The following is a 23,061-nucleotide window of genomic DNA, read 5'->3' as shown; positions in this document are numbered from 1 at the left end:
TTACTCATTGGGTCGCAGCGCGAGGGCAATGAGTTCACCCGCACTCGCCGTCTCGAGGTCGGTGGCAAGGGCCGTCGCGGCGGCCGGCGGAGTGACCGCTGGCTGCTGGGCAAGCTGTAGCAGCGGGGTGAGCAGACCCGCTTCCTGCAAGGCGTTCAGCGACAGGCTGGCGAACAGCGCCCGTACCTGCGGCTCGTCTACCACCGCGCTGTCCGCCCCGCTGGCATCGCTTGCGGGGAACAACTCGTCGCCCAGGTAGGCCGCCAGAGCGGCCGGAGTCGGCTGGTCGTAGGTGAGGGTCGCCGCCAGCCGCAGCCCCGAGGCGGTGGCCAACCGGTTGCGCAGCTCGAGTGCCATCAGCGAATCGATGCCGCTCTCCTTGAAGGTCGCGTCTGGTAGCACCTGGCCCGGATCTTCCAGGCCGAGGATGGCGGCGGCCTGGGTCGCGATGATGGTCTGCAACTGCTTGGTCCGGGCTTGTGGGTCGAGTCCAGCCAGCAACTGGCGCAGGTCCTGTACCTTGGCTGGGCCCTCGCTGCCACGCGCGCCGGGGCTGACACCCGCTAGGCGCTCGAACAGCGGGTGCAAGGTACCCGCCCGGGCGTTCTTGCGCAGTGTCTGCGGATTGAGCGGTGCCGCGACGAAGAGAGCCTGGGGGGCGGCGACCGCCGTATCGAGTAGCGCGTGGCCGTGCTCGGGGGTGATGGGGGCGAAGCCCGTCCGGGCGATCCGCGCATTGTCCGCCGCCGTGAGGCGGCTGGAGAGTCCGGTGACCGGCTGCCACCAGCCCCAGGCCAGGGAGGTCGCCGCCAGCCCCTGGCGCTGCCGCGTCTGCGCCAGGGCATCGAGGAAGCGGTTGGCCGCAGCGTAGTTGGCCTGGCCGGGACTGCCCAGGGTGCCGGCGCTGGAGGAGTAGAGGACGAACGCCGCCAGATCCAGCCGACGGGTGCGTTCATGCAGTATCGAGGCGGCGTCCGCCTTGGGCGCGAAGACCCGCTCCAGCTCCTGGGGGCCGAGGTTGGGCAGGGTGGCGTCGGCCAGGACCCCGGCGGTGTGGATGATGCCGGTCAGCGGGTGCGCGGCGGGCAGCGAGTCGAGCAAGCGTTCGACGGCCTCGGGATCGGCCAGGTCGCAGGCTTCCAGCCGGACCTGGGCACCCGCGGCCTCCAATTCCTGGCGCAGTGCCAGGGCGCCTTCCGCCCGGGCGCCACTGCGGCTGGCCAATACCAGATGCCGGGTCTGCCCGGTGGCGACCAGATGCCGTGCCGCCAGGCTACCCAGGGTGCCTGTGCCGCCGGTGATCAAGACCGTGCCGTCCGGGTCCAGGGTGCGCGGCAGGGTCAGGACCACCTTGCCGGTGTGGCGCCCCTGCTGCATCCAGCGCAGGGCCTGGACGGCCTCGCGCAGGTCGAAGGCGGTGACCGGCAGGGGCGTCAGTATCCGGTCGTGCACCAACCCGAGCAGTTCGTCGAGCATCCGCCCGGTGTCCTGGGGATCCTTGTCCGGTCGATCCAGGTAATGATAGTGACGTCCGGGATATTGAATCGCGACCGCGGCGGGCTCGCGGACCTCGGTCTTGCCCAGTTCGATGAAGCGTCCGCCGCGGCCGAGCAAGGCCAGGGAGACGCCGATCGCCTCGCCGGTCAGGGAGTTGAGCACCACATCCATCCCCTGTTCGCCGAGCTGGGCGCCGAAGCGTGCGGCGAAGGTCAGATCCCGTGAACTGGCGAGGTGATCTGGAGCTATGCCCAGGGCCTCCAGGATCGGCCATTTGTCCGGATGGGCGGTTGCGAAGACCTCGGCACCCAGATGCTTCGCCAACTGGATTGCCGCCTGGCCGACACCACCGGCGGCCGCGTGGATCAGCACCCTGTCACCCGGACGCACCTGCGCGAGTCGGACCAGGCCGTAGTAGGCGGTCAGGAAGGCCACCGGGAAGCCGGCGGCCTGGGCGAAGGTCCAGTCGGCGGGCAGTTTGCGCGCCGCGCGCTGGTCGGCGACCAGCAGCGGGCCGAAGGCGCCTTCGCTCATGACCAGGACCCGATCGCCGGGTTGCAGAGCGGTGACGCCCGCGCCGACTTCGGTAACGATGCCCGCGGCTTCCGTCCCCAGTTTGTGTTGCGGCGGAATCAGCCCCAGGGCGCAGACCACGTCGTAGAAATTGACCCCGGCGGAGCGCACCGCCAGGCGTATCTGGCCGTTTTCCAGCGGGGCCTCGGCCTGGGGTTCCGGTTGCAGCGCCAGATCGTCGAGATTGCCCGCGCGCGTGATCTCCAGGCGCCAGGCGCCGCCGCCCAGCGGCGGCGTGAGGCTGCTGTGCTGGCTGCTGCGGGTCAGCTGCGGAACCAGCAGTTGGCCGCGGCGCAGGGCCAACTGGCGCTGGTCGCTGGCCAGCACGGCCTGCAAGGGCGCCGGGTCGGCCAGGGGGCCATCGGTGTCCAGCAACAGCAAACGCCCCGGATTCTCGTTCTGCGCGCTGTGCAGCAACCCCCAGAGAGCCGCATGAGCCGGATCGACGGCTTCACTGGCGACCGTCGCGTTGGCCTTGCGGGTCACCACCAGCAATCGGCTATCGGCCAGACGCTCCTCGGCGAGCCAGGCCTGCAGCTGGGCGATCACCTCGGCGCACAGCTGGCGGGTGGCCAGGGCGATGTTCGCGCCCGGTGCCTCAGGCAAGCGCCAGACCAGCACCTCGGGTGGCGTGGCGGCGTCCAACGCCTGGCCGAGGGCCACCAGCGAGGGATAGGTCGGCGCACCGAGTCCTGGCTCGGCGGCGCCGATCTGTGCCCAGCGCGTTACGGCGCGTGGCGCGCGCGGCCGTGTTGGCAACTGGCTCCAGGTGAGCCGCAGCAGGTCATGGGCGGGCTGGACCCGGGCCAGGTCGCGCAGGGTGTCGCGGGAGGCCGAACGCAGCTGGAGCGCGGCAATGTGCAGCAGGGCGTTACCCGTCTCGTCGTAGGCGCTGATCGCATAGGTCTCGGCCCCGGTACGCTGGAGCACGGCGCGGAGCTGGCGCGGGCGATCCGCGGCTGCGCTGATGCCGGTGAACGCGAAGGGCAGCCGTAAGGGCGCGGCGGTCTCTTCCTCAGGAAGGGCCAAGGGATGCAGGGCCGCATCCAGCAGGGCGGGGTGCAGGATTTGGGCGCCGGTGGGCAGGGCTTCGGGGAGGATGACCTCGACATAGGTCCGTTCGCCGTCCCGCCAGGCGGCGGTGAGTCCCCGGAAGGCCGGACCATACTCGTAGCCGGCCTCGCTGAGCCGCTGATAGAGCGTGGCGCTGTCCAGCGGGGTGGCGGCCAGCGGTGGCCAGGCCTGGTCGAGCGGAGCGAGCGTCTCGGGGGCGGTCGGCGCCAGTTGCGCACTGGCGTACAGGACCCAATTGGCGGCGGCATCGGCATGCCGTCTGGCATGCAGACTGGCCTGGCGCAGGCCGTCGACTTCCGCCCGACTCACCGTGAGCAAGAGATCGATCTGCCCCTGTTCCTCCAGCACCAAGGGCGCCTGCAGCGTCAGCTCCAAGAGGTGGTTGCAATCGGTCTGGGCCGCGGCGAACAGCAGCATGTCCAGGTAGGCGGTGCCAGGTAGCAGCACCACACCGGCCGCGGCGTGATCCGCCAGCCACGGATGGGCGCCGAGTCCAAGGGTGCCGGTCAGCAGCAGGCCACCCTCGGGTAGATCCACGGCCGCGCTCAGCAGCGGGTGCTGGGTGGCCCGCTGGCCCGCACCGGCGACATCGGTCGGTCCCTGTCCGGTGAGCCAGAAAGGCTTATGGTCGAACGGGTAGGTGGGCAGCTCGACGATACGCCCCTGGGGATACAGCGCCCGCCAATTCAACGGGTGGCCCTCGGTGTAGAGCTGCGAGAGGCCGGCCACCAGGCAATCGACCGCAGGCTTGTTGCGTTGCAGCGAACCGAGGCTGCTAGCCTGGTCGCCAACCGTCTCTTCCAGCGGTGGCAAGAGGACCGGATGGGGACTGCATTCGATGAAGGTGACATCGCCTGTGCGGCTCAGCGCCTGGGCCGCGTCGGCGAAGCGCACCGGCAGGCAGAGGTTGTCGCACCAATAGGTCGCGTCTAGCTGGCGGCCATCCAGAGGGATGGCTGGGTCGTGTCCGGCGACGGTGCTGTGGAAGGGGATCTGCGTCGCCTGGGGACGCAGGTCGGCGAAGCGCGCCAGCAACTGGGGACGCAGGACTTCGATTTGTGGGGAGTGCCCCGCCACGTCGACCGCGACGCGCCTGGCGACGATGCGTTCGCGTTTGCAAGTTTCCAGGAGTCGCGCGATGGCATTGGTTGCGCCGGAGATCACCGTGCTGCTGGGACTGTTGAAGACCGCCAGGGTCAGCGAGGCGTCCACCCGCTCGGCCAGTTCGGCGGCCTGCTGCTCCGGCAGGACGACACTAGCCATGGCGCCGGTGCCGGCCTGGGCCAGCATCAGCTTCGAGCGTATGGCCAGGATCTTGACCGCATCCTCCAGCGTCAGGGCCCCGGCGATATAGGCTGCGGCGATCTCGCCTTGCGAGTGACCGATCACCGCGTCCGGGGTGCAGCCCAGCGACTGCCAGAGGCGTGCGATGGCCACCATCACCGCAAACAGGGCGGGCTGTACCACATCGATGCGCTCAAGCGAAGGCATACCTTCCTCGCCACGCAGCACCGCGAGCAGCGACCAGTCGACATAGGGCTGGAGCGCGGTCTCGACCTGGTCGATGGTTTGGCGATAGACGGCGAAGGCGGCGTACAGCTCCATTCCCATGGCCGCCCATTGGGAGCCCTGGCCGGGAAAGACGAAGACCCGCTTGCGCGCCCGGGCGTGCGCCGTACCCTGCAGCAGGCCTGGGTGGTCGGTACCGCTCGCCAGCGCCTGCAAGGCCTCCAGGAGCTCTTCGCGCGAGGAGCCGCGCAGCGCGGCGCGGATTGGGAAGCCACTGCGCGAGACGCCCAGGGTGTAGCCCATATCGCCCGGCGCAAGCTGCCCGTGCTCGAGTAAATGGGCGTTCAGGCGCGCCGCAGACTCGCGCAGGGCTTCGGCGCTCTTGGCCGCCAGCGGCCACAGCGGCGCCTGGGTCTCGGGCATCTGGCGGGCGCCCGTTGCCGGAGGGGCGACGTACTCTTCGACGATCAGGTGCGCATTGGTGCCGGAGACGCCGAATGAGGAAATCCCGGCGCGGCGTGGTCGGTCGGCTACGGTTGGCCAGGGGCGCCGTTCGCTGAGCAGCTCAATGGCGCCGGTCGACCAATCCACCTCGGTGGAGGGCGCGGTGATGTGCAGGCTGCGGGGTAGGATGCCCGTGCGCAGCGCCATCACCATCTTCATCAGACTGGCGACCCCGGCAGCGGCCTGGGTATGGCCGGTGTTCGATTTGATCGAGCCCAACAACAGCGGCCGCTCCGCCGGGCGCTGCCCATAGGTGGCCAGCAGGGCATTGGCTTCGATGGGATCGCCCAGGCGGGTGCCCGTGCCGTGGGCATCGACGGCATCCACGTCCTCGGGCTGCAGACCCGCATTGGTAAGGGCATGGCGAATGACCTGCTGTTGCGCGGTGCCATTGGGGGCGGTCAGGCCGTTGGAGGCGCCGTCCTGGTTGACGGCGCTGCCGCGGATGACGCCGAGGATCAAGCGACCCTTGGCCTGCGCCTGGGAGAGGCGCTCGAGCACCAGCATGCCGACGCCTTCGCCCAGACCGACGCCATCGGCCGACGCCGAGAAGGCCTTGCAGCGCCCGTCCGGGGCCAGGACCCGTTGCTGGGAAAAGTCGATCAGCACGCCGGGTGTCGGCATGACCGTGACGCCGCCGGCCAGCGCCAACTGGCAGTCATTGCTGCGTAGCGCCTCGCAGGCGGTATGGATGGCTACCAGCGAGGACGAGCAGGCGGTATCGATCGCCAGCGCCGGTCCCTGCAGGCCCAGGCAGTAGGACACCCGGCCCGCGGCGACGCAGGTGGCCGTGCCCATGTAGCCATAGCCGGTCACGTCCTCCGAGGCGTGCTGGATCTGGGTGCCGTACTCGGTACCCATGATGCCGACGTAGACCCCGGTCAGTGAGCCGTGCAACGAGGCCGGGTCGATCCCGGCACGCTCGAGGGCCTCCCAGGACACCTCCAGCAGCAGCCGCTGTTGCGGTTCCAGCGTCAGTGCCTCGCGCGGCGAAATGCCGAAAAAGGCCGGATCGAAGACCGAGGCCTCGTGCAGGAAACCGCTGGTGCGGGTGGCGATCTTGCGGAACCGCCCGGGCTCGGGATCGTAGAGCTTAGCGATGTCCCAACCCCGATCGGTCGGGTACTCGCTGATCCCATCCCGCTCTTCCATCAGCAGCGCCCAGAGCGCTTCCGGGCTAGTGGCGCCGCCGGGATAACGACAGCTCATGCCGACGATGGCGATGGGCTCGTCATGGTGCGCGCCCGCCGCGACGGGGGCGGCCTGGCGCTCGCTCGGCGACAGCAGCCCGAGCACGCCGCGTAGATAGGTGACGACGGCTTGAGGCGTGGGGTGGTCGTAGACCAGGGTCACCGGCAGGCTGACACCGACTGCGGCCGACACCGCCTGGGCGAATTCGACCACATTCAGCGAGGTGAAGCCGCAGTCGCGAAACGACTGGGTCTCGCTGGCGAACGGCTGGCCGACCAGCGTTGCCATCTCCTGCGCCAGCAGCTTCAGCAGCAGCCGGCGTTGTTCCGGCTCACCGAGTTGGGCGAGGTGAGCCGAGGCGAAGGTATCGTCAACCGCCGTGGTGGCCTGGGGCTCTGGGGGTGCCACCGACGTCGACCATTCCGGCAGCAACCGCTCGATCGCCTGCGACCAGTCCACGGGGGCGCCATGCACGAAGGCATGGGCCAGGGCCTGGAGCAGGCTTTCGCGATCATCCTTGCGCTGGTCCAGAGTGGCTACCGCTCCGCCGGCGACACCAGCGCCACGCAGGGCGTCGTCGATGAGCGAGGTCAGCACCGGATGCGGGCTCACCTCGATGAACAGGCGGTGCCCATCGGCGATCAAGGCCTGCAGGCTGTCTTGGAAGCGTACGGTTTCGCGGAGGACGCGGAACCAATAATCCGCATCCAGACACTCGCCGTTCACCCGCTCACCGCAGACCGAAGAGTAGTAGTGCACCTGTCCGGCCAAGGCCTTGGCCGGGGCGCGCGACGTCACGGCGTCGCGCAGCGGCTCCACCTGTGGCCCATGGCCGGCGACCTGGCCGCCGGGTACGCGCCAGGCCCAAAAGCCAGCGTCTGTGAGCCGCGTCTGCAACGCATCGAGGTCCGCCAGGGTACCGCTCAAGGTCACGCTGCGCGGTGCGTTGATGGCCGCGACGCTGAGGCTTTCCTGGTTGCCCAACAAGGGCTGGATGTCATCCAGCGCCGCGGCGACCGACAGCATTCCGCCCTGACCTTCGATGGCAGTGAGCGTCTCACCCCAGAGGGCGGTGAGCGTGGTACCGCTGGCCTCGTCCAGATAGCCACCCACGCAGGCGGCGGCGGCTTCGCCCACGGAGTGACCGATCACCGCTGCTGGCGCGATCCCGAAGGCTCGCCAGGTGTCCGCCAGGCTGCAGGCCAGCGCGAATTGCAGCGGCTGGATGCGCACGAGGCGATCGATGTCCTCGCCCTCGGCGAGGGCCCGCGCCGGATTCCAGCCGATCTGAGCCTCTATGAGATCGCCATGGCGGTGCAGGGCCTGCTGGTAGCCTGGCAGGGCGGCGCTCAGTCCGGTCGTCATCCGTGGCCATAGCGGTCCCTGGCCCGGAAACACCAGTACCGGCTGCCGCACCTGGTCGGCGCGGCCCAGCACCTGCTGCCTCGTGGTCCTGCCGCGGGCCAGCATCTCCAGTCCCTTGAGCAGGCTGGCCTGATCGGTGGCGAAGAGCGCCGCGCGGTATTCGACGTGGTCGCGTGCGAGTTGCTGTCGGCAGAACAGCTGCCATTCGGCGAAGGAGCGTGTTGCGTACTCGGTGCGCAGGCGTTGCGCGGTAGCGGCGAGCGCCGCAGGGCTGGCATCCGACAGAATCAGGGGCACGGTGAAGGTGGTCACGGGCAGACTCCTGCAGAAATGTTGGAAGCGGTTAACGGCGGCCTTTTTGCCAGACGGCGTGCTGGGCGAAGGTCACGTCCAGCCGATCCGGTTGCTCTGCGCGCACCAGGATCCTGGCGAGTTGTCGGCGCAACGCTCGTTCATCGAGGTCGGGGTCGTGGCTTTGCACATCGAGGATCAGCGCTACCTCGTTGTCCGCTACGGCGTTCGGCTGCACCCAGGCCTGGGCACTGACGATCCCCGGCAGGCTTTCGACGATTTCGCAAATCGAGCGGGGGCAGAGCTTTTCCCCCCGGCGCATGACGAAGGTCGGATTACGCTGGCGGAAGAACAGATAGCCGTCCGCATCGATATGGAAGAGGTCACCGGTGGCGACCAGGCGTTTCTGGCCGCGCAGCGCGGGCAGGCAGGTCGCTTCGCCGTCAGTGATGCGCCGCTGCATGGCGGTGTCGGTGACCACCAGCAGTTCCCCTTCGCGAGCACCCGGCGCGCCAGCCAGCTCGACCTCGACCTGCGGTAACGGCCGACCGACAGAGGCGTACCGTTCGGCCGGCTCGAGGTGCGCGGCCAGTGTCGCAACGCGCGGGCCGGCCTGGGTCAGGCCATAGGTCAGATAGAGCTCGAGATCCGGGTTACGGGCCAGCAGCCGCGGCACAAGCTCGGCGGCCAACGCATCGCCCCCGATCGTCAAGCGGCGTAGTGAGGGCGGCAGCTCATCCAGGCCCGCCGCGCACAACGCCGTGATCATCACGGGCGTCAACGAAGACAGGGTGATGCCGAGGTCCTGGAGCCTGCGGTGGTAATGGATCGGGGTGAACGGCGGGGTGGCCAGAACCACTTCGTTGCCCAGGGCGTAGCTGCTGAGCAATTGCGCCACGAAGGCGAAGGAGTAGAACAGCGGCAGGTTGATCAACAGCCGGTCGGCAGCGCTTTGGCCGATGGAGGCCGCATGTCGCCTGGCATTGAGCAGCAGCGCCGCGCTGTCGAACACGCAGCCGCTGAAGATGCCGGACGTCCCTGAGGTGAGCAGCACCACTTCGCCCGGTTTGTAGGTGAGAGGGCTGACGTCTTTCAGCCGCGCCCATTGCAGGTCGGTCGACAGCCGTCCGGCTTCCTGCGCGTCTAGCGCCTTGATGGCGGCGCCGCCGGGCAGGATCAACAGGTCGGCGCCGAGCAGCATGGCGATGCGGCGAAGGCGCCCGGGCGGCGCTGCGTAGGGCAAGGGGGTCGGCACCGCGCCCAGGAGCAGCAGCGCGAACAGCAGAGCCACGAAGTGGGACCCGTTGGGCAGCGCCACCAACACCGCGCGCCCGGGCTTGACCCCGAGACGCTGCAAGCCCTCGCACAGGGCGGCGAATTCCTCGAAAGGCTCGCGTCCGCTGCCCGCCTCCAGCGGCAGCACCCGCTCGAACAGCGCCTGGACGCCTTGTGCATCGACCACCACGGTCATGGGTCCATCCGCTCGGCCTGCGGCTTCAGCAAGGTGCAGCGCACCCGGTGCTGGGTGCCAGCCAGCTCGTGGGCACTCACCAGGACATAGCGGGCGGCGCCGCTATCGAGCCAGTCCTGGGCGAGCAGGGCAGCCGGCACCAGGCCGTCCTGGGGCGGCATGGACAGCACCATGCTGGGACCGCTGAAACGCAGCAACTGGCCTGGCAGGCTGCAGACCAGTCCCGGACAGGCACCGGAAAAACGCAGCGGCGACAGGCGATTCCGGCCCAGGTCGCGAGCGATATGCTGCATGGTGTGCAGGGTGCAGATGTCGCTCACGACGATATGCCCCACCGTCTGGCAGGCGGTCAGCACCGCATCGCGGCAGTTGTCCAGGGCGCGCTCCACGGCCTCGAACACCAGCCAGGACAGCGGATCGGCATAGGCGGAGGTTTTTTGCGCCGCGCCTGCCGCTGAGCCAAGGGCGGCCAGAGACTCCGCTTGGCCAAGGGCGCTCAGGTGGTAGGCGCTCCAATCGAGTTCGGTCATCGCCTCGCCTCCCGCGCCCGTTGAAAGACCAGGCAGGTATCGAAGCCACCGAAGCCCAGGGTCACGCTGATGCCGACCTCGGCGGGACAGGCGAGCGCCGTCCGCATGGCCAGCGGCAGGCTTATCCCCGCCAGGGGATTTTCAAGTCCAACGATGGGCGGTACCTGCTGGTGAGCCAGCGCCAGCAGGAGACTGATGGCCTCCAGCGCGCCAGTGGCGCCGAGCGTATGGCCGAAGGCACCCTTGGTGCCGAACAGCAGCGGCGGGCGTGGCGAACCGGCGAACAGTTCGCTGTAGGTTTTGGCCTCGACCTCGTCGTTGAGCCGCGTGCCGGTGCCGTGGATGCTGATGCAACCGACCTCACGGGCGGTGAGGCCCGCGCCGTGCAACGCGCGTTGTACGGCCAACGCCAGACAACCACCCGACAGGTCCGGCGCGACCGCGCTCACGGCGTCGTTGGCCGAGCCGGCCCCGGCGAAGATGCCGTAGGGCCGCGCGCTGCGGGCCAGGGCGGAGGCCTGAGTTTCCAGCACCAGAAAACCCGCACCTTCGCCCAGCACAGTGCCGCTGTGCGCGCGATCGAAGGCGCGCAAACCATCCGCCGCCAGCGTCCCCAGTTGCGAATGTCCGAGCCGTTTGGCCGGCGTGAGGATGTCCGCACCGCCGCACAGGCAGACATCGGCGAAGCCCCTGCGAAGCAGGCTCAACCCAAGCAAGAGGGCGTCGGCCCCGGCCGAGCAGGCGGTGCTGACGGTGATCGGCGCGCGCTGGCAGCCGGCCTCTCGCGCCGCCGCTACCGCCCAGCGGGAGAGCGAGTCGGTCTCCGGCACATCCAGGTGGTGCCCATAGCTGGTGGCCAGGACCGGCACCACCTCGGCGGTAGCCCCAGCTAGTCCGGCGTCCTGCAACGCCCGGCGCAGGGTCGTCACCGTCAACCGGTGCTGCCGCTCTGCTAGTGGAAGGGCTGGATCCAGGTCTGGCAAGGGCGAGGCCAAGGGACTGCGCAGCGCCATGGGGAAGTCGACCGCGCGGATGCCCGAGCGACCGGCGAGCAGGCTTTGCCAGACGCCCGCCAGGTCGTCGCCCAGGGTGGTCGACCAGGCCATACCGGTGACCCATGCCTCCACGGGACGGCTCACCATAGGTGCTCTCCCAAGTCGGCGAGCGACTTGCGGACCAGCGAACCTTTGAGCATCCCGACGCTGCGATCGTCCACCGTCGCTCGGCAGTTGAAGGTAAAGAAGTCCGGCCGCAGGCTTTCGCAATCGAGCTGGAAGATCACCAGGTCGCCCGGTACCACGGGGCGGATGAAGCGCGACTTGATCGAGCCGACCAGAGTGACCTCATCGTCCGCCAGGCGCGAGGTCGATAGCTGGAACAGGATGATCGCCGACTGCGAAATGGCCTGCATCAGGTGGCTCGCCGGATAGATCGCCCGCTCCGGGAAGTGACCCGCGAGCGCGTCAGTCTGGCCCGACACCGCCATCAACGTCTTGATCTGGACGCCAGGCTCGTAGTCGAGCACACGATCCAGATACACCATTGGGTGACGATGGCGCAGCCAGGTCTTGAGTTCGGTGAAACCCATGGTGCGTGGTGCATGGGGCTGCTTATCGCTCGCCGGAAGGCTCATGGCGATCGCCCTCACTTGGCCTGCAGGGTGGTCAGCAACTGGGCCAGCGCATGCACCGAGTCGAAATGCTGCGGATTGAAGTCCTCGTCCTCGATCTTGACGCCGAAGGCGTATTCGCACTGGGCGCGCAATTCACTGAACCCGAGAGAGTCCAGCCCCAGGGCAGTGCGCAGGTTGGCGTTGAGGTCGATATCCGCGCGGGGCGTGCTGATGAACAGGTCATCGACCAGGATGTCGACGATGTTTTTTTCGATCTCGTTCACGTTGAGAACTCCAGCGGTGGGCAAAGGGTTGGTGTCGGGGCCGCTGTAGAGCCGGTCCCGCAGGCAATGCGCGTCACTGAAGGGACTAGGTAGAGGGCGCGGAGCCGAGGATCTCTCGGTAGTCGCTCGCCAATTGCTTGCGGCTCACCTTGCCCGTGGAGGACAGCGGAATGTGCTCGACGAACAGGTATTGGCGGGGGTGCTTGTATTCCGCGATCAACGCCCCGAGGTGCTGCTTCAGCCGCTGCGCGGGAAGCTCCCGCCCATTGGCGGTACGCAACAGCGCGACCGGGCGCTCGCCGATGGTGGGATCAGGAACACCAAACACCACGGCTTCGGCGATGTCGGGCAGCTTGAGCAGCGCGTGCTCGACCTCCACGGGGGAGATGGAATAAGCGTCGCATTTCAGGAGGTCCTTTTCCCGACCGATGATGAGGTAGCCGCCATCGTCCTGGCGCTGCACCAGATCGCCCGTAGCCATCCAGCGCGCAGTAGGCAGGCGATCCACCTCCTGGCCGTTCCACAGCCCCAGGGTACTGGCTGGCGAGCGAATCAACAGCTCGCCGTTCTCCGTCTGTTGCAGATCGACACCGGGCAGCGGCCAGCCGATCGACGACTGCTCGGTGGCGGCGACATCGGGTTGGCAGAAGATCGGGCCGGACTCCGTCAGCCCGTAGGAACCACGCAACGCGCCGCCCCATAGGTTGCGCCAATGCCTCCCCAGTTCCGGAGGGCAGAGATCACCGCCGCTGACGCTATAGGTGCTCGTTAGCGAGGGAAGGGGAGTGGCTGACGAGGACTCGCCTGCAGCGAGCAGATTTTTGAAGTGCGAGGGAGCGCCTTTCAGAAAGCTCAGCGGCAGTCGTCGTAGCAGCGCCAGGGTCGTCTCCGCCGTCAGTTCGGGTAGCAACACGACAGCCCGCCCCTGCCGGTGCGCGGCCAGGATCATCAGGGTGCTCCAGGGCGTGATCGCATCCAGCATCGAATGGACGGGCCCCTTGCCGAGAGCGCCTTGGGCCGTGCGGGGTGGCAGCATAGCCTCCATCAGGCCGACGGCCTGCGCCAGGGTCGCCTGGGAATGCACGACCCCCTTAGGTATGCCCGTGGTGCCGGACGTATAGAAAATCGCCGCGAGCCACTCCGCGTGGGCAGGCGTCCGCTTGCCCCGCGAAGCGACGAGCAGAGCGGACCAGGGCAGACAGTGCTCCTCCTCGAGCGCTTCCTCACCCGCGACGATCCAGGCCCGTTCCACCGTCGCACCGCCCGCGATCACCGCGGCGCAACGGCGGTAGGTCTCCTGGTCGCCGACGTAGTAACGGGCGCCACTGTGGTGGAGCAGATGCTCGATTTCGTTGGCGATAAGGCGCCTATTGATCGGCACCATCACTACGCCGATGTCCAGGCACGCATAGTACAAGGCCACTAGTTCCAGCCGATTACCCAGGTGGATAGCTAACCGGTCGCCCGGCTGCAGGCCCGCTTGCAGCAGCCCGGCGGCGACCTTGTCGGCTAGTTGCGCCAGTTCCCGGAAGGAAATCGCTCGCTGATCTTCCACCACGGCCGTGGTATTCGGCTGTTGGGCGACGATGCTGCAGAACTCAGGAAACAGACTCATACGAGATCACCTTTTTCTTGCACAGGCGTGCAGATGGGAAAAGACGAGGCGTTTGGGTTGGGTGCAGGCGCCGGGCCGAGTACGACGGCATCACTGTCTAACGCCGTCGTACAGCGGGTCGGGTGGGGTCGCCGCTGCTCGACTGGTAGGGCAAACCAGAAGTGGCGCGTCGTGCCGGGTTGCAAGCGTGGAGTCGCTGCCAAAGAGATGGGCCCCGTTCCGTAGGCAAGCAGCCGAAACAACCCTGCCTGGAGTGCAGCCGTCAGGACGTGAGAGCAGATTCCGTCCGTGCAGGGGGGAAATACCAGCATGGTGGCATTCCAAGGTGGCTCTGTAGCACTGAATGACTGATCGCAAGGAGGGCCACCTTCCCCTTAGGGTTCACCGCAGGACGGAAGCCGGCTGCTTTTTCAAGGAGGCGACCCACGTTCAACCACGAATTGACCTTAAAGGCGCAACGAGCGGAGACCCATAGTCCATTTTGACGAAAAGTATGGTGGCCCACCCACCCGGAGAGCTTATTGGGCGTTAATAGTCGTCACAGAGTTGTTCAATGAGCACACAACATCGTTCCTTTACGCTCGACTTCAAGCGTGAGACGGCCCGTTCGCTGGGTCGGGTCGGGTCGGGTCGGCGCAGCGTCGCTGGATGCATCAGCCTCGGATAGAGCGTGGCGGGGTTGCGCTCGCGCGCAAGGGGCTAATGCCCGGCACCGGAAGAAGACCCAGGCGCTGGAAGCCCAGGCCAATCGGTGAAGCGTGAGAAACGGATCCTCGGTTACCTGGGCGCCGCACAAGCGCAACAAGACATCGGCAGATACTGCTGCAGCGCTGCGACCAGCAGTAGCCACACCATTTACTGGTCTAATTCTCATAGACGCCTCGATAGGGGATGATCACCCCAACGAGCCCCGCGCAAGCTATGGCGAAAAACCGCAGAACCTTTCGATACCGCCTTCAGACTACAGGTGGTGCAGATGATCCGAGAGCAGGGCCTGAGCGTGGCGCAGGTGTGCCGCGACCAGCACCTGATAGACAGCGCTGTGCGCCGCTGGCTTGCCCAGTACGATGCCGAGCAGACCGGCCAAGCCGGCATCGGCAAGGCGCTGACGTCCGAGCAGCAGCGCATTCGTGAATTGGAGCGGGACAACCAGCGCCTGCGCGAGGACGTCTCGATCTTAAAAAAGCATCGGCCTTCTTCGCCCGGGAACTGAAGTGATCCAGCAGGTGATCGAGCAGTGGGAGAAGAAGGCCGATACCGCCCGCCTGTGCCGATTGCTGGACGTGAGTCGCTCGGGCGTCTATGCCGCCAGTCGGCGACGGCGAGTACCGCGCGCGTGCACGCTCACAACGCCGCTGCAGGCTGCCTTCCAGGCCAGTGGCGGCAACTACGGAAGCCGTCGGCTGTGTGCGGCTTTGCAGGCCCAGGGGCTGGCGGCGGGGCGTTGCCGCGTCCGCCGCCTGATGAAACAGCTGGGCCTGAAGGCGCGCTGGAAACACAAATTCGTGCACACCACCGACAGCCGACATGACCTGCCAGTGGCAGCCAACCTGTTGGACTCGGCGCTTCAATCCCGGTGCCCCCGATCAAGCATGGGTGGCCGATATCACCTACATCCGCACCGAACGCGGCGGGCTGTATCTGGTCGCCGTTTTGGACCTGTACTCGCGCAAGATCGTCGGTTGGGCGATGGCGCCGAACATGCCCGCCGAGTTGGTCTGAACAGCGTTGCAAATGGCCATCGCCCTGCGCCAGCCCAAGCCGGGACTGATCGTGCATAGCGACCGTGGCAGCCCGTACGCCAGCCAGGCCCACCGCGATCTGCTGGCCAAGCACAAGCGCGTGGCCAGCATGAGCCGCAAGGGCAACTGCTGGGACAACGCGGTGATGGAGCGGTTCTTCCTGAACCTGAAAATGGAGCGTGTCTGGCGGCGCCGCTACGCAAACCACAACGAGGCCATCGCCGACATCACCCACTACATCGTCGGCTTCTACAACACCCACCGACTGCGCTCGACCTTCGGCTACAGATTACCAGCCGACTACGAGAAAGCCACTACCTGAAATTGCATATCGCGGTGTCCACAAATTGCATATCGCGGTGTCCACTAAAACTTGACCACGACACCAATTCAAGGGTGGACTGCCGCCTATGATTGCCGAGAAGAAACGTAACCCGATCCGTAATTAGTTCACCAACACAACAGTGGTTTGGCTAGGCGATGTACTGACTGAGGTTTAAGAAGTCCATGCCGAACGCTTCGATCCTGCTCATTGATGATCACGCACTGTTCCGCTCCAGCGTGGCCCTGATGTTGGAAATGAGACTGGCGCAGATGACGGTCAGCGAAGCCAGCACGATCGAGGAGGCGCTTGCCCAGGTGTTGCCGGTACCCGACCTCATACTGCTCGATGTGCAACTGAAAGGTGCCAATGGCCTGGAAGGTATAGCCTTGCTGCTGGAGCGCTGGCCGCTGGCGAAGGTGGTGATCGTGTCAGCCTTCGACCAGGAGGCGATCGTGTGCGAGGCGATCCAACGAGGTGCGGTGGAGTTTCACGCCAAGACGGAATGTCCGGAGCGCTTTCTGCAGCGGATCCAGGCGCTGATCTCCGGGGAGCCACCCGAACCAATGACTACCGCCGCCACTCCTTTGTCGCTCACTCCACGCCAGCGCGAGGTGCTCGGGTTGCTGTGCCACGGGTTGACGAACAAGGCGATTGCCTTGCAGCTCTGGCGCTCGGAGCACACGGTCCGCAGCCATGTCCAGGCAATACTGACCATCCTCCAGGTGTCCAGCCGTACCGAAGCGGCCGATGCCGCACGCCGCCTAGGACTCGTCCTGTGAGGCATGATGCCCGCTCATGCCAGGAGGCCTTACGGCTCATCCTGGACGAACTCACCCAATCACTGGTCAAGACCACCCTGCTTGCTACCAGCCTGATCTTGATCTTCACCCTGCTCGACGGCTTCCATGCCAGCTTTTCCTTGGCGCCCCTCGCCCCACTGAGCAATGACTGGGCCCCTGACCTTATCCAAACGCAATTGTTGCTTTGGTATGTCGCCGTCTTGAGTCTTAGGATGTGGCAAGTAATATATGCTCGCCGGGTATTAAGATTCGGTCTGGACGTTGGCCTGGTGCAGCCAGTGACTCTGGTGCTGATGCTGGCGGGGACCTTGGAAGGCGTCGTCTGGACCATGCTGTGCGGAATTGCCCTGCAGCAGGCATTTCCTACGCCCTTCAGCGCCTTGCTGCTGGTGCTGCTCGCCGCGCTCGGCAATGTCAACGCGTCCCTGAAGTGCGCTGTGCCCAGTCTGTACTTGGGAAGCATCCTGCTGCCGGCGGTACTGATCGCTATGTGGCTTCTGCGCGTTGGCGATGACCTGCACAAGATCCTGAGCATCACTTTCCTGCTCTATGGCCTGGGACTCTGCCAATGGGCACGCACGGGTGGGGAGCGTCTGGTTGAGCAATTGAAACGGCAATTGCTGCTGGATGAGACCACCCAGCGGGCACACCGTGACCTGCAGCAGGTACGCATCGCCTTGCATCGTGCGCGGCAGTCGGATAAGGCCCGCTGTCAGCTACTGGCTGGCGCCAGCCATGACCTGCGCCAGTCCCTGCAGGCTCAGGGATTCTTTCTGGCAGCCTTGGCCGGCAGTTCGCTCGGTCCCCAACAACGGCAACTGCTGGTCAAGGCCCGGACGGCCGTCACGACCACTACCGACATGCTGAATACGGTTCTGGACCTATCACGCATCGAACTGGGAGCCTTGCAGCCGACTTTGCACGTTTTTGCCCTGCAGCCGCTGCTGGATAGGCTGGAAATTGAGCTGGCACCCCTCGCCAACGGCAAGGGCCTCAGCTACCGCACGCGGGATACGGAGCTACTGTCATTGTCCGATCCCGCCTTGCTGGAGCTGATACTGCGAAATCTCATCAACAATGCGATCCGCTACACCCTGAGAGGGGGCGTCTTGGTCGCTTGCCGGCGGCGCCATGGCTGCACCAAGATCGAAGTCGTCGACACCGGTATCGGTATCGCTCCCCAGCATCAACAGGAAATCTTCCGCGACTTTCATCAACTTGACCATTCGAACCGGCACACCCACGAAGGGCTAGGTCTGGGGCTTGCCATCGTTGCCAGGTTGGCCCGTCTCTTGGGCCATCCCTTGACCCTGGTTTCCCGAGAGGGGCACGGCAGCACTTTCCGCGTGCATCTCCCCTTGGTCAGGCCGGTGGTAGTCACCGGTGAGAGGGTCCTCGTGCCCGATACATCCAAGACTTAGCGAGAGTCTTGGATGCCGGCGACGTTTTACCGAGCGCCTGAGCTGCAAGGCTGTTGGTACCTTCCAGCTGCACATCGAACAGTATGAGATCGGGTGCCGGCAACGCCTGAGCAAGCCGCTCCTCGATCCTGCCGGCTTCGCTGACCGCTGTCCCCGGCAGCCTCTCTTAACAACATCAGGGCCACGCTGGAACGGAACAAGGCGTGAGCATCAATGAGCAAGCTCGATGAGCTCGGCATGGACTCCGTATACCTCCAGTAAATCCTATCCCATGGGCCCTTTTCGTCAAAATGGACTATGGGCGCTCGCCCGGTACGCCTTTAAGGTCGGCTTGTGATTGAGCGTGGGCCGTCTCCTTTAAAGAGCAGATGGCTTGCTTTCCTATGATAAGCCCATGGCGAAGGTGACCCTCTTGGCAAAAAATTATGGCACCCGCTTTCGGGATTTTGCTTTGATGCGTGGAGGGTTAAATGAGCGCCTATCTTATTGGTAAAATGAAAATCACCGACCAAGCCCGGTATAATAACTACAAGCGGCTAACGCCTGATATTGTGAAAGCTCATGGAGGCCGCTTCATCTCGAGGGACGGCGAGAAGTTTTTTTTGGAGGGAGAGGCTGAAAGCCGTCGCGTGGTCATTGTAGAGTTTCCTTCGGTTGATGCAGCACAGAATTTCTACCACTCTGAAGAGTACAAAAGAGCTAGAGAGCTCCGCGAAGGTGCGGCCGATGGCATGCAGTTGTTCATTGTAGAAGGATTGGAAAACTAGAGTTCATATGACCCGCCAGGGGCTCTTAGAGCGGCTAACAAAACCCAGGAAGAAGCCGTAAGCAGATGATGGAACATGCAAGCGAGAGCAGTGCCAAGTGGATACCTGATTAGCCCTGACCTTCAGCCGCCAGTCGCAGGATCTGCGCCGCGCTTTGTGGATGCTGCAGTCACCTGAAGCCAATGAGGTGGCGTGATGAGCATCAATGCCGTGCAGTTCCAAGCAGGATTGTCGATGCCTGAGTTCTTCGCGTCCTACGGCACCGAGGCCAAGTGCTACCGCCCATTGTACAAGTGGCGCTGGCCGCAGGGATTTCGCTGCCCCTGCTGTGCCGGGCGGACGCGCTCGCGCTTCAAGCGTGGTGCTGTCATCTACTATCAGTGCAGCGCGTGCCGGCATCAGACCAGCCTGATTGCAGGCACGATGTTCCAAGGCACCAAACTGCCGCTGCGCACCTGGATGCTGGCGTTGCACCTGTTGACCTCGACCAAGACCAACATGGCCGCGCTGGAGCTGATGCGTCATCTGGGGGTCAACTACAAGACAGCCTGGCGGATGAAGCACAAGATCATGCAGGTCATGGCCGAGCGCGAATCCACGCGGAAACTGGCGGGTTTCGTGCAGATCGACGATGCCTATCTGGGCGGTGAGCGCAACGGTGGCAAGGTTGGACGCGGATCGGAGAACAAACAACCGTTCCTGATTGCGGTGCAGACCGATGACACCTTCACCGCACCGCGCTTTGTGGTAATCGAGCCGATGCGCAGCTTCGACAACGCCTCGCTGCAGGACTGGATTGCCCGTCGCCTGGCGCCCGGGTGCGAGGTCTATACCGATGGGCTGGCCTGTTTCCGCCGGCTGGAGGACGCCGGCCACGCGCATACCACGCTGGACACAGGCGGTGGTCGTGCTGCAACCGAAGCGACCGGTGCACCTTGGGTCAACGTGGTGCTGGGTAACCTCAAACGCGCCATAAGCGGGGTGTATCACGCCATCGCGCAAGGCAAATACGCAAGGCGGTATCTGGGAGAAGCGGCCTACCGATTTAATCGTCGATTTCGATTGCGCGACATGCTGCCACGACTTACCAAGGCCATAATGCAATCCGCACCATGGCCAGAACCGGCTTTACGCGCAGCGAGCAATTTTCACGGCTGAGAGTTAGGGCTAATCAGGAGTGGATATCGATGCGGCGTTCAAAGCGGATGCGCAGTTTACCCATGCCTGCGAACCCGGCGTGGGTGCGCTCGACGACCCAGCGATGATGGCCCAACCGGTCGTTGCGCTCGATCCCTTTGCGGGCGATCCGCGCAATGATGCCGCGTTGCTTGAGAACGGTGCGACACCGTTGGACGTCGTAGGCTTTGTCGGCATGCAGTTTGTCTGGCCAGCGTCGCGGATGCCCTGGTTTACCGGAGATGGCAGGCAAGGCATCAAGCAACTCCTCGAACACGACAGAGTCGTGCCGATTGGCCCCAGTGATGCAGACTACCAAGGGCACGCCGTTGCGATCGACGATCATATGCCGTTTGCTGCCGAGTTTGCCGCGATCTGTCGGGTTTGGCCCGGTGTAGGCCCCCCCGGGGGGAGGCCACACTGGCCGCGTCCAGACTGGCTCGGCTCAGATCCAGCGCATCGGCGCGACGTAACTCGGCCAGCAACACCTGATGCAGACGATGCCACACACCGGCAGCCTGCCAATCACGCAACCGGCGCCAACAGGTCATGCCGCTGCCATACCCCAGTTCCGCAGGCAGGTCCTCCCAGGGGATACCGGTCCGCAGGACATAGACAATGCCGTTGAGGGCTTGCTGATCACTGATACGCGGTCGTCCACCTTTGGGCGAGCGCTTTACTTACGGAATCAATGGTTCGATGCGCTTCCACAGCGCTATGGGGATCTCTTTGCGACGTGTCATGTGGGCAATTTTGCCTCCGTGGAGACAAGATTCAAGTGTTTTTATTAGCCGCTCTTAGTCGTATTTCCGCAGCCTGCTAACCCCTAAAAAGCCACGCTGCTCTTGATCAGTGAGTCAGTCAATTGGGAAAGGATCGCCACCGCGAAGCAGCAAATGATCACCGAGGCGGTGCGATTGATGTTCAGCGTTGTAAGCCAGGCGTGCCTGCTGCGTTTGATGTATGCGCCAAGCAGCACCCAGGCGCAGCCAATCGGGATTACCGTCAGACTTAGTTGTACGACGAAATACAGGTACAGCGTGATATCGGTAAAGGTCTGCTCGGGAGCGATGAACGAGACCACCAATAGACCCTTGGGGTTAATCAGGGTCAGCCGAAAAAAATAAAGATTGGAGATCTGGTCCTTGGGTGATGGATGGCGCGGGTTGTCGAGATCGCGCCATAGCCGGTATGAGGTTTTGATCAGATAAGCCACTGATATTAGTTGCATCACTTTCAGGCACCAGGGTGCGCTGTCACCGATATGGCTGAGAAGACACCCCCAGAAGGAAATCTGCAATAGGTAGGCTGAGTACTCCAGCAGGCTCAAAGACCAGGCACGCCGTAAGCCGCTTAGCGCTCCAGACCGTAGCAGTAGTGTGTTCGTAGGTCCCGGCATCAATAGCAACAACCCAAGTGCAGACATGATGTTGAGCATGATGGCTGTCTCCCAGTGCCACTCTTGGGCAGTCAATCCACTAGGTAAATTTCGACGCGCTCTTTGTGCGCCCCGATGTTGTTGCGCTTGAGGCGAATGCGCCCGACCTCGTCCGTGTTGCGCAGATGGGTGCCGCCACAAGGCACCGTGGAAAATCCCTCGATGTACCAGCAACGGCGCAACCGGTCGGCGTCGGTAAAGCGACTTTCAATTGGTAGAGCGGCGGCTACCAGAAGCTCTACATCCTGCAGGATCTCCGGGAAGTACTGACTGATATTGCCTTCCAAGGCAAAGTCGATCCGCGCTTTATGTTGGCCGATATGCGCACCGATCTTTTCCAGACCTGGGAATTTCCTGTAGAACAACTCCAGCACGATTTCAGCGGCAAAATGCAAGCGCATAAGTGCATATCGGCGAGGCCAATCGATCTCCACGCTGACTAGATCACCCACGACAAAATCAGGCTCTCTGGCCAAGCGATAGATGATGCGCTCGTCGACAACCGTGGCCTGGGTGACTTCGATGCGGTTGATGTAACCCTTATCCGACTCCTGGCCACCGGATTCGGCGAAGAAAATCGTCGGGCTGATAACCACGTCGCGCCCATCAATGCTTAGAACCTGAGCGTCTAGGGACGAGAGATAAGGGGTGGTCCAGAATGCACGTTCCATGACGCTCAGCTGCCTTGTTCGTCCAGAGTGGTTAAAAGTGGCAGGTACAAACGCTGAAAATCGATGTTGAAGAAAAAATGTCCGCCGGGCACGCATTCGCTATGGAAGCTTGTGCTGGTGTAGCGCTGCCATTCGTCCAGGCGTTGGAGCTCAAGCAATGGGTCGTCCCGGCCACCGAGAACGTACAGGGGCACTGGCAGCGGTCGGATAAAGCGATAAGTGAGTTGTGCATTGAGCGCCAAGTCAGCTTTGAGCTTGCTCAGCGCCTGCCTGGCGAAACTGCAGGAGGCATCCGTCGGCAGTGGCAAGGGGCTCTCTGAGCGTACGTGCCGCCACAGTTGCTGGTCGTCCATCGCACCCAGTAGCGGTGAGTAGCCGGTATGGGGCGGCATGCGCCCTGACAGGATCAAATGCGTCGGCAGCGGCTGGTTGCGTTCGGCTAGCGCGTGGGTTACATCCAGCGCCAACCCAGCACCGAAGCTGTGGCCGTAAAACGCATAGGGTATGCCTACGCTTTGCAGTGCATCGACGATCGCCTCGATAACCTGCGCGACCCGCGTGACCGGCGCTTCCGTACTCCGCTCCTCGCGCCCAGGTAGTTTCACGGCCCATGCCGTAACGCCGACATCGGCTAGCCGGCTCAAACCATTGAACGCAGAGGCGCCACCCCCTCCATAAGGAAAACATAGCAGCAGGCGAGCAGCGTTCATCGGGGCGCCTGGCAGGGGGGCAAGCCAGGGCCGTTGCACCACCAAAGGATCGGCCATGGCTGCTCCTCAACCGGTGATCTCGAACAGGCCCACCGCGGGGTGGAACATGTGCGAGGTTGTCAGCGAGCGATGTTCCTCCGTGGCCGGATAAGGGATGGTCATGGGTGCGGTTACCGTGACGCCTCCGATACGAGCCAGAGACGTCTGGACAGTCTGGATATCGCTGACCCTGAAGGCTGCGTGGTAGATACAGGCCTCCACATTCACCAGGAGCCGGCTGACCACGCTGTCAGGTCGAAAGGGTTCGACCACTTCCACGATTTCGCCGACTGGCGAGTGCAGCTTGGTTATCAACACGCCAAACTTCTCGATGGGTTTTTTGTGGAACAGCACTTCGAACCCCAGGGCCGCGAAGAACGCGGAGGTTTTCTCCGTAGACCGGGTGGCATAGGCGATGTGATCGATTGCCAGGTAAGAGGGCTGTTCCATGATCGA

Annotated in this window: 15 protein-coding genes and 2 pseudogenes; 5 read left to right on the top strand and 12 right to left on the bottom strand. The window is 64.5% G+C overall.

All coding sequences use genetic code 11. The features are described 5' to 3' along the window. The 7 genes from GGR61_RS17620 to GGR61_RS17590 all read right to left on the bottom strand — a co-directional run bounded on the left by GGR61_RS17620 (position 1) and on the right by GGR61_RS17590 (position 13,516). Positions 1–8,025, bottom strand: a complete 8,025-nt coding sequence (locus GGR61_RS17620; protein WP_184623000.1) for a type I polyketide synthase — start codon at positions 8,023–8,025, stop codon at positions 1–3. 31 nt (positions 8,026–8,056) lie between these two features. Further along, a complete protein-coding gene (locus tag GGR61_RS17615) occupies positions 8,057–9,475 on the bottom strand; it encodes a class I adenylate-forming enzyme family protein (protein ID WP_184408480.1) in 1,419 nt (472 codons plus the stop codon). Then, complete coding sequence (locus GGR61_RS17610) at positions 9,472–10,005, bottom strand: coronafacic acid synthetase (RefSeq protein WP_184622999.1); 534 nt, start codon at positions 10,003–10,005, stop codon at positions 9,472–9,474. The genes GGR61_RS17615 and GGR61_RS17610 overlap by 4 nt, the downstream gene beginning before the upstream one ends. Next, entirely contained in the window at positions 10,002–11,147 is a 1,146-nt protein-coding gene (locus tag GGR61_RS17605) for a beta-ketoacyl synthase N-terminal-like domain-containing protein (protein ID WP_221237439.1), read from the bottom strand. Before GGR61_RS17605 ends, GGR61_RS17610 begins: the two co-directional genes overlap by 4 nt. Continuing rightward, positions 11,141–11,638, bottom strand: a complete 498-nt coding sequence (locus GGR61_RS17600) for a beta-hydroxyacyl-ACP dehydratase (RefSeq protein ID WP_184408478.1) — start codon at positions 11,636–11,638, stop codon at positions 11,141–11,143. The genes GGR61_RS17605 and GGR61_RS17600 overlap by 7 nt, the downstream gene beginning before the upstream one ends. An 11-nt stretch (positions 11,639–11,649) precedes the next feature. After that, entirely contained in the window at positions 11,650–11,901 is a 252-nt protein-coding gene (locus GGR61_RS17595; protein ID WP_184408477.1) for an acyl carrier protein, read from the bottom strand. Between the two features lie 85 nt (positions 11,902–11,986). Then, the gene (locus GGR61_RS17590; protein WP_184622998.1) at positions 11,987–13,516 is read right to left on the bottom strand and encodes a class I adenylate-forming enzyme family protein; all 1,530 of its coding nucleotides are present in this window, start codon (positions 13,514–13,516) and stop codon (positions 11,987–11,989) included. Positions 13,517–14,437: 921 nt separating this feature from the next. Here GGR61_RS17590 and GGR61_RS17585 point away from each other — a divergent pair. The 5 genes and pseudogenes from GGR61_RS17585 (at position 14,438) to GGR61_RS17565 (ending at position 19,729) form a co-directional block, all read left to right on the top strand. Beyond that, positions 14,438–15,580, top strand: a pseudogene (locus GGR61_RS17585) (IS3 family transposase). Positions 15,581–15,765: 185 nt separating this feature from the next. Then, positions 15,766–16,362: a response regulator transcription factor gene (locus GGR61_RS17580; protein WP_184408475.1), complete on the top strand. Its 597-nt coding sequence runs from the start codon at positions 15,766–15,768 to the stop codon at positions 16,360–16,362. Next, positions 16,359–17,804 carry a HAMP domain-containing sensor histidine kinase gene (locus GGR61_RS21405; protein ID WP_184622997.1) on the top strand — a complete coding sequence of 482 codons (1,446 nt, stop codon included), beginning with the start codon at positions 16,359–16,361 and terminating at the stop codon, positions 17,802–17,804. The genes GGR61_RS17580 and GGR61_RS21405 overlap by 4 nt, the downstream gene beginning before the upstream one ends. Before the next feature lie 470 nt (positions 17,805–18,274). Beyond that, positions 18,275–18,571, top strand: a complete 297-nt coding sequence (locus tag GGR61_RS17570) for a DUF1330 domain-containing protein (RefSeq protein ID WP_184622989.1) — start codon at positions 18,275–18,277, stop codon at positions 18,569–18,571. 195 nt (positions 18,572–18,766) lie between these two features. Further along, on the top strand, positions 18,767–19,729 hold the full coding sequence (locus GGR61_RS17565) for an IS1595 family transposase (RefSeq protein ID WP_184622988.1): 963 nt from the start codon (positions 18,767–18,769) through the stop codon (positions 19,727–19,729). Between the two features lie 13 nt (positions 19,730–19,742). Here the strand turns inward: GGR61_RS17565 and GGR61_RS17560 are convergent. From GGR61_RS17560 to GGR61_RS17540, 5 genes and pseudogenes are all read right to left on the bottom strand, one after another. Next, a pseudogene (locus tag GGR61_RS17560) lies at positions 19,743–20,490 on the bottom strand (IS5 family transposase). Positions 20,491–20,573: 83 nt separating this feature from the next. Continuing rightward, positions 20,574–21,185: a LysE family transporter gene (locus GGR61_RS17555; RefSeq protein WP_184408471.1), complete on the bottom strand. Its 612-nt coding sequence runs from the start codon at positions 21,183–21,185 to the stop codon at positions 20,574–20,576. Positions 21,186–21,217: 32 nt separating this feature from the next. Further along, positions 21,218–21,856 carry an alanyl-tRNA editing protein gene (locus GGR61_RS17550; RefSeq protein WP_184408470.1) on the bottom strand — a complete coding sequence of 213 codons (639 nt, stop codon included), beginning with the start codon at positions 21,854–21,856 and terminating at the stop codon, positions 21,218–21,220. A gap of 5 nt (positions 21,857–21,861) precedes the next feature. Beyond that, positions 21,862–22,623, bottom strand: coding sequence for an alpha/beta fold hydrolase (locus GGR61_RS17545; RefSeq protein ID WP_221237438.1), 762 nt, complete (start codon positions 22,621–22,623; stop codon positions 21,862–21,864). Between the two features lie 9 nt (positions 22,624–22,632). Further along, on the bottom strand, positions 22,633–23,055 hold the full coding sequence (locus GGR61_RS17540; protein WP_184622986.1) for a coronamic acid synthetase: 423 nt from the start codon (positions 23,053–23,055) through the stop codon (positions 22,633–22,635). Positions 23,056–23,061 lie beyond the last annotated feature (6 nt).

This window comes from Xanthomonas sp. 3058 (genome assembly GCF_014199765.1).
In the GTDB taxonomy this organism is placed as follows: Bacteria; Pseudomonadota; Gammaproteobacteria; order Xanthomonadales; family Xanthomonadaceae; genus Xanthomonas; species Xanthomonas campestris_B.
The sequence above is the reverse complement of the archived record's forward strand: the minus strand, read 5'-3'. Positions and strand labels throughout refer to the sequence as shown.

Coding starts and splice junctions, on each gene's coding strand:
- GGR61_RS17555 (WP_184408471.1), bottom strand. CDS start 21,185: ATGCTCAACATCATGTCTGCACTTGGGTTGTTGCTATTGATGCCGGGA.
- GGR61_RS17610 (WP_184622999.1), bottom strand. CDS start 10,005: ATGACCGAACTCGATTGGAGCGCCTACCACCTGAGCGCCCTTGGCCAA.
- GGR61_RS17590 (WP_184622998.1), bottom strand. CDS start 13,516: ATGAGTCTGTTTCCTGAGTTCTGCAGCATCGTCGCCCAACAGCCGAAT.
- GGR61_RS17565 (WP_184622988.1), top strand. CDS start 18,767: ATGAGCATCAATGCCGTGCAGTTCCAAGCAGGATTGTCGATGCCTGAG.
- GGR61_RS17580 (WP_184408475.1), top strand. CDS start 15,766: ATGCCGAACGCTTCGATCCTGCTCATTGATGATCACGCACTGTTCCGC.
- GGR61_RS17600 (WP_184408478.1), bottom strand. CDS start 11,638: ATGAGCCTTCCGGCGAGCGATAAGCAGCCCCATGCACCACGCACCATG.
- GGR61_RS17550 (WP_184408470.1), bottom strand. CDS start 21,856: ATGGAACGTGCATTCTGGACCACCCCTTATCTCTCGTCCCTAGACGCT.
- GGR61_RS17615 (WP_184408480.1), bottom strand. CDS start 9,475: ATGACCGTGGTGGTCGATGCACAAGGCGTCCAGGCGCTGTTCGAGCGG.
- GGR61_RS17570 (WP_184622989.1), top strand. CDS start 18,275: ATGAGCGCCTATCTTATTGGTAAAATGAAAATCACCGACCAAGCCCGG.
- GGR61_RS17545 (WP_221237438.1), bottom strand. CDS start 22,623: ATGGCCGATCCTTTGGTGGTGCAACGGCCCTGGCTTGCCCCCCTGCCA.
- GGR61_RS17605 (WP_221237439.1), bottom strand. CDS start 11,147: ATGGTGAGCCGTCCCGTGGAGGCATGGGTCACCGGTATGGCCTGGTCG.
- GGR61_RS17540 (WP_184622986.1), bottom strand. CDS start 23,055: ATGGAACAGCCCTCTTACCTGGCAATCGATCACATCGCCTATGCCACC.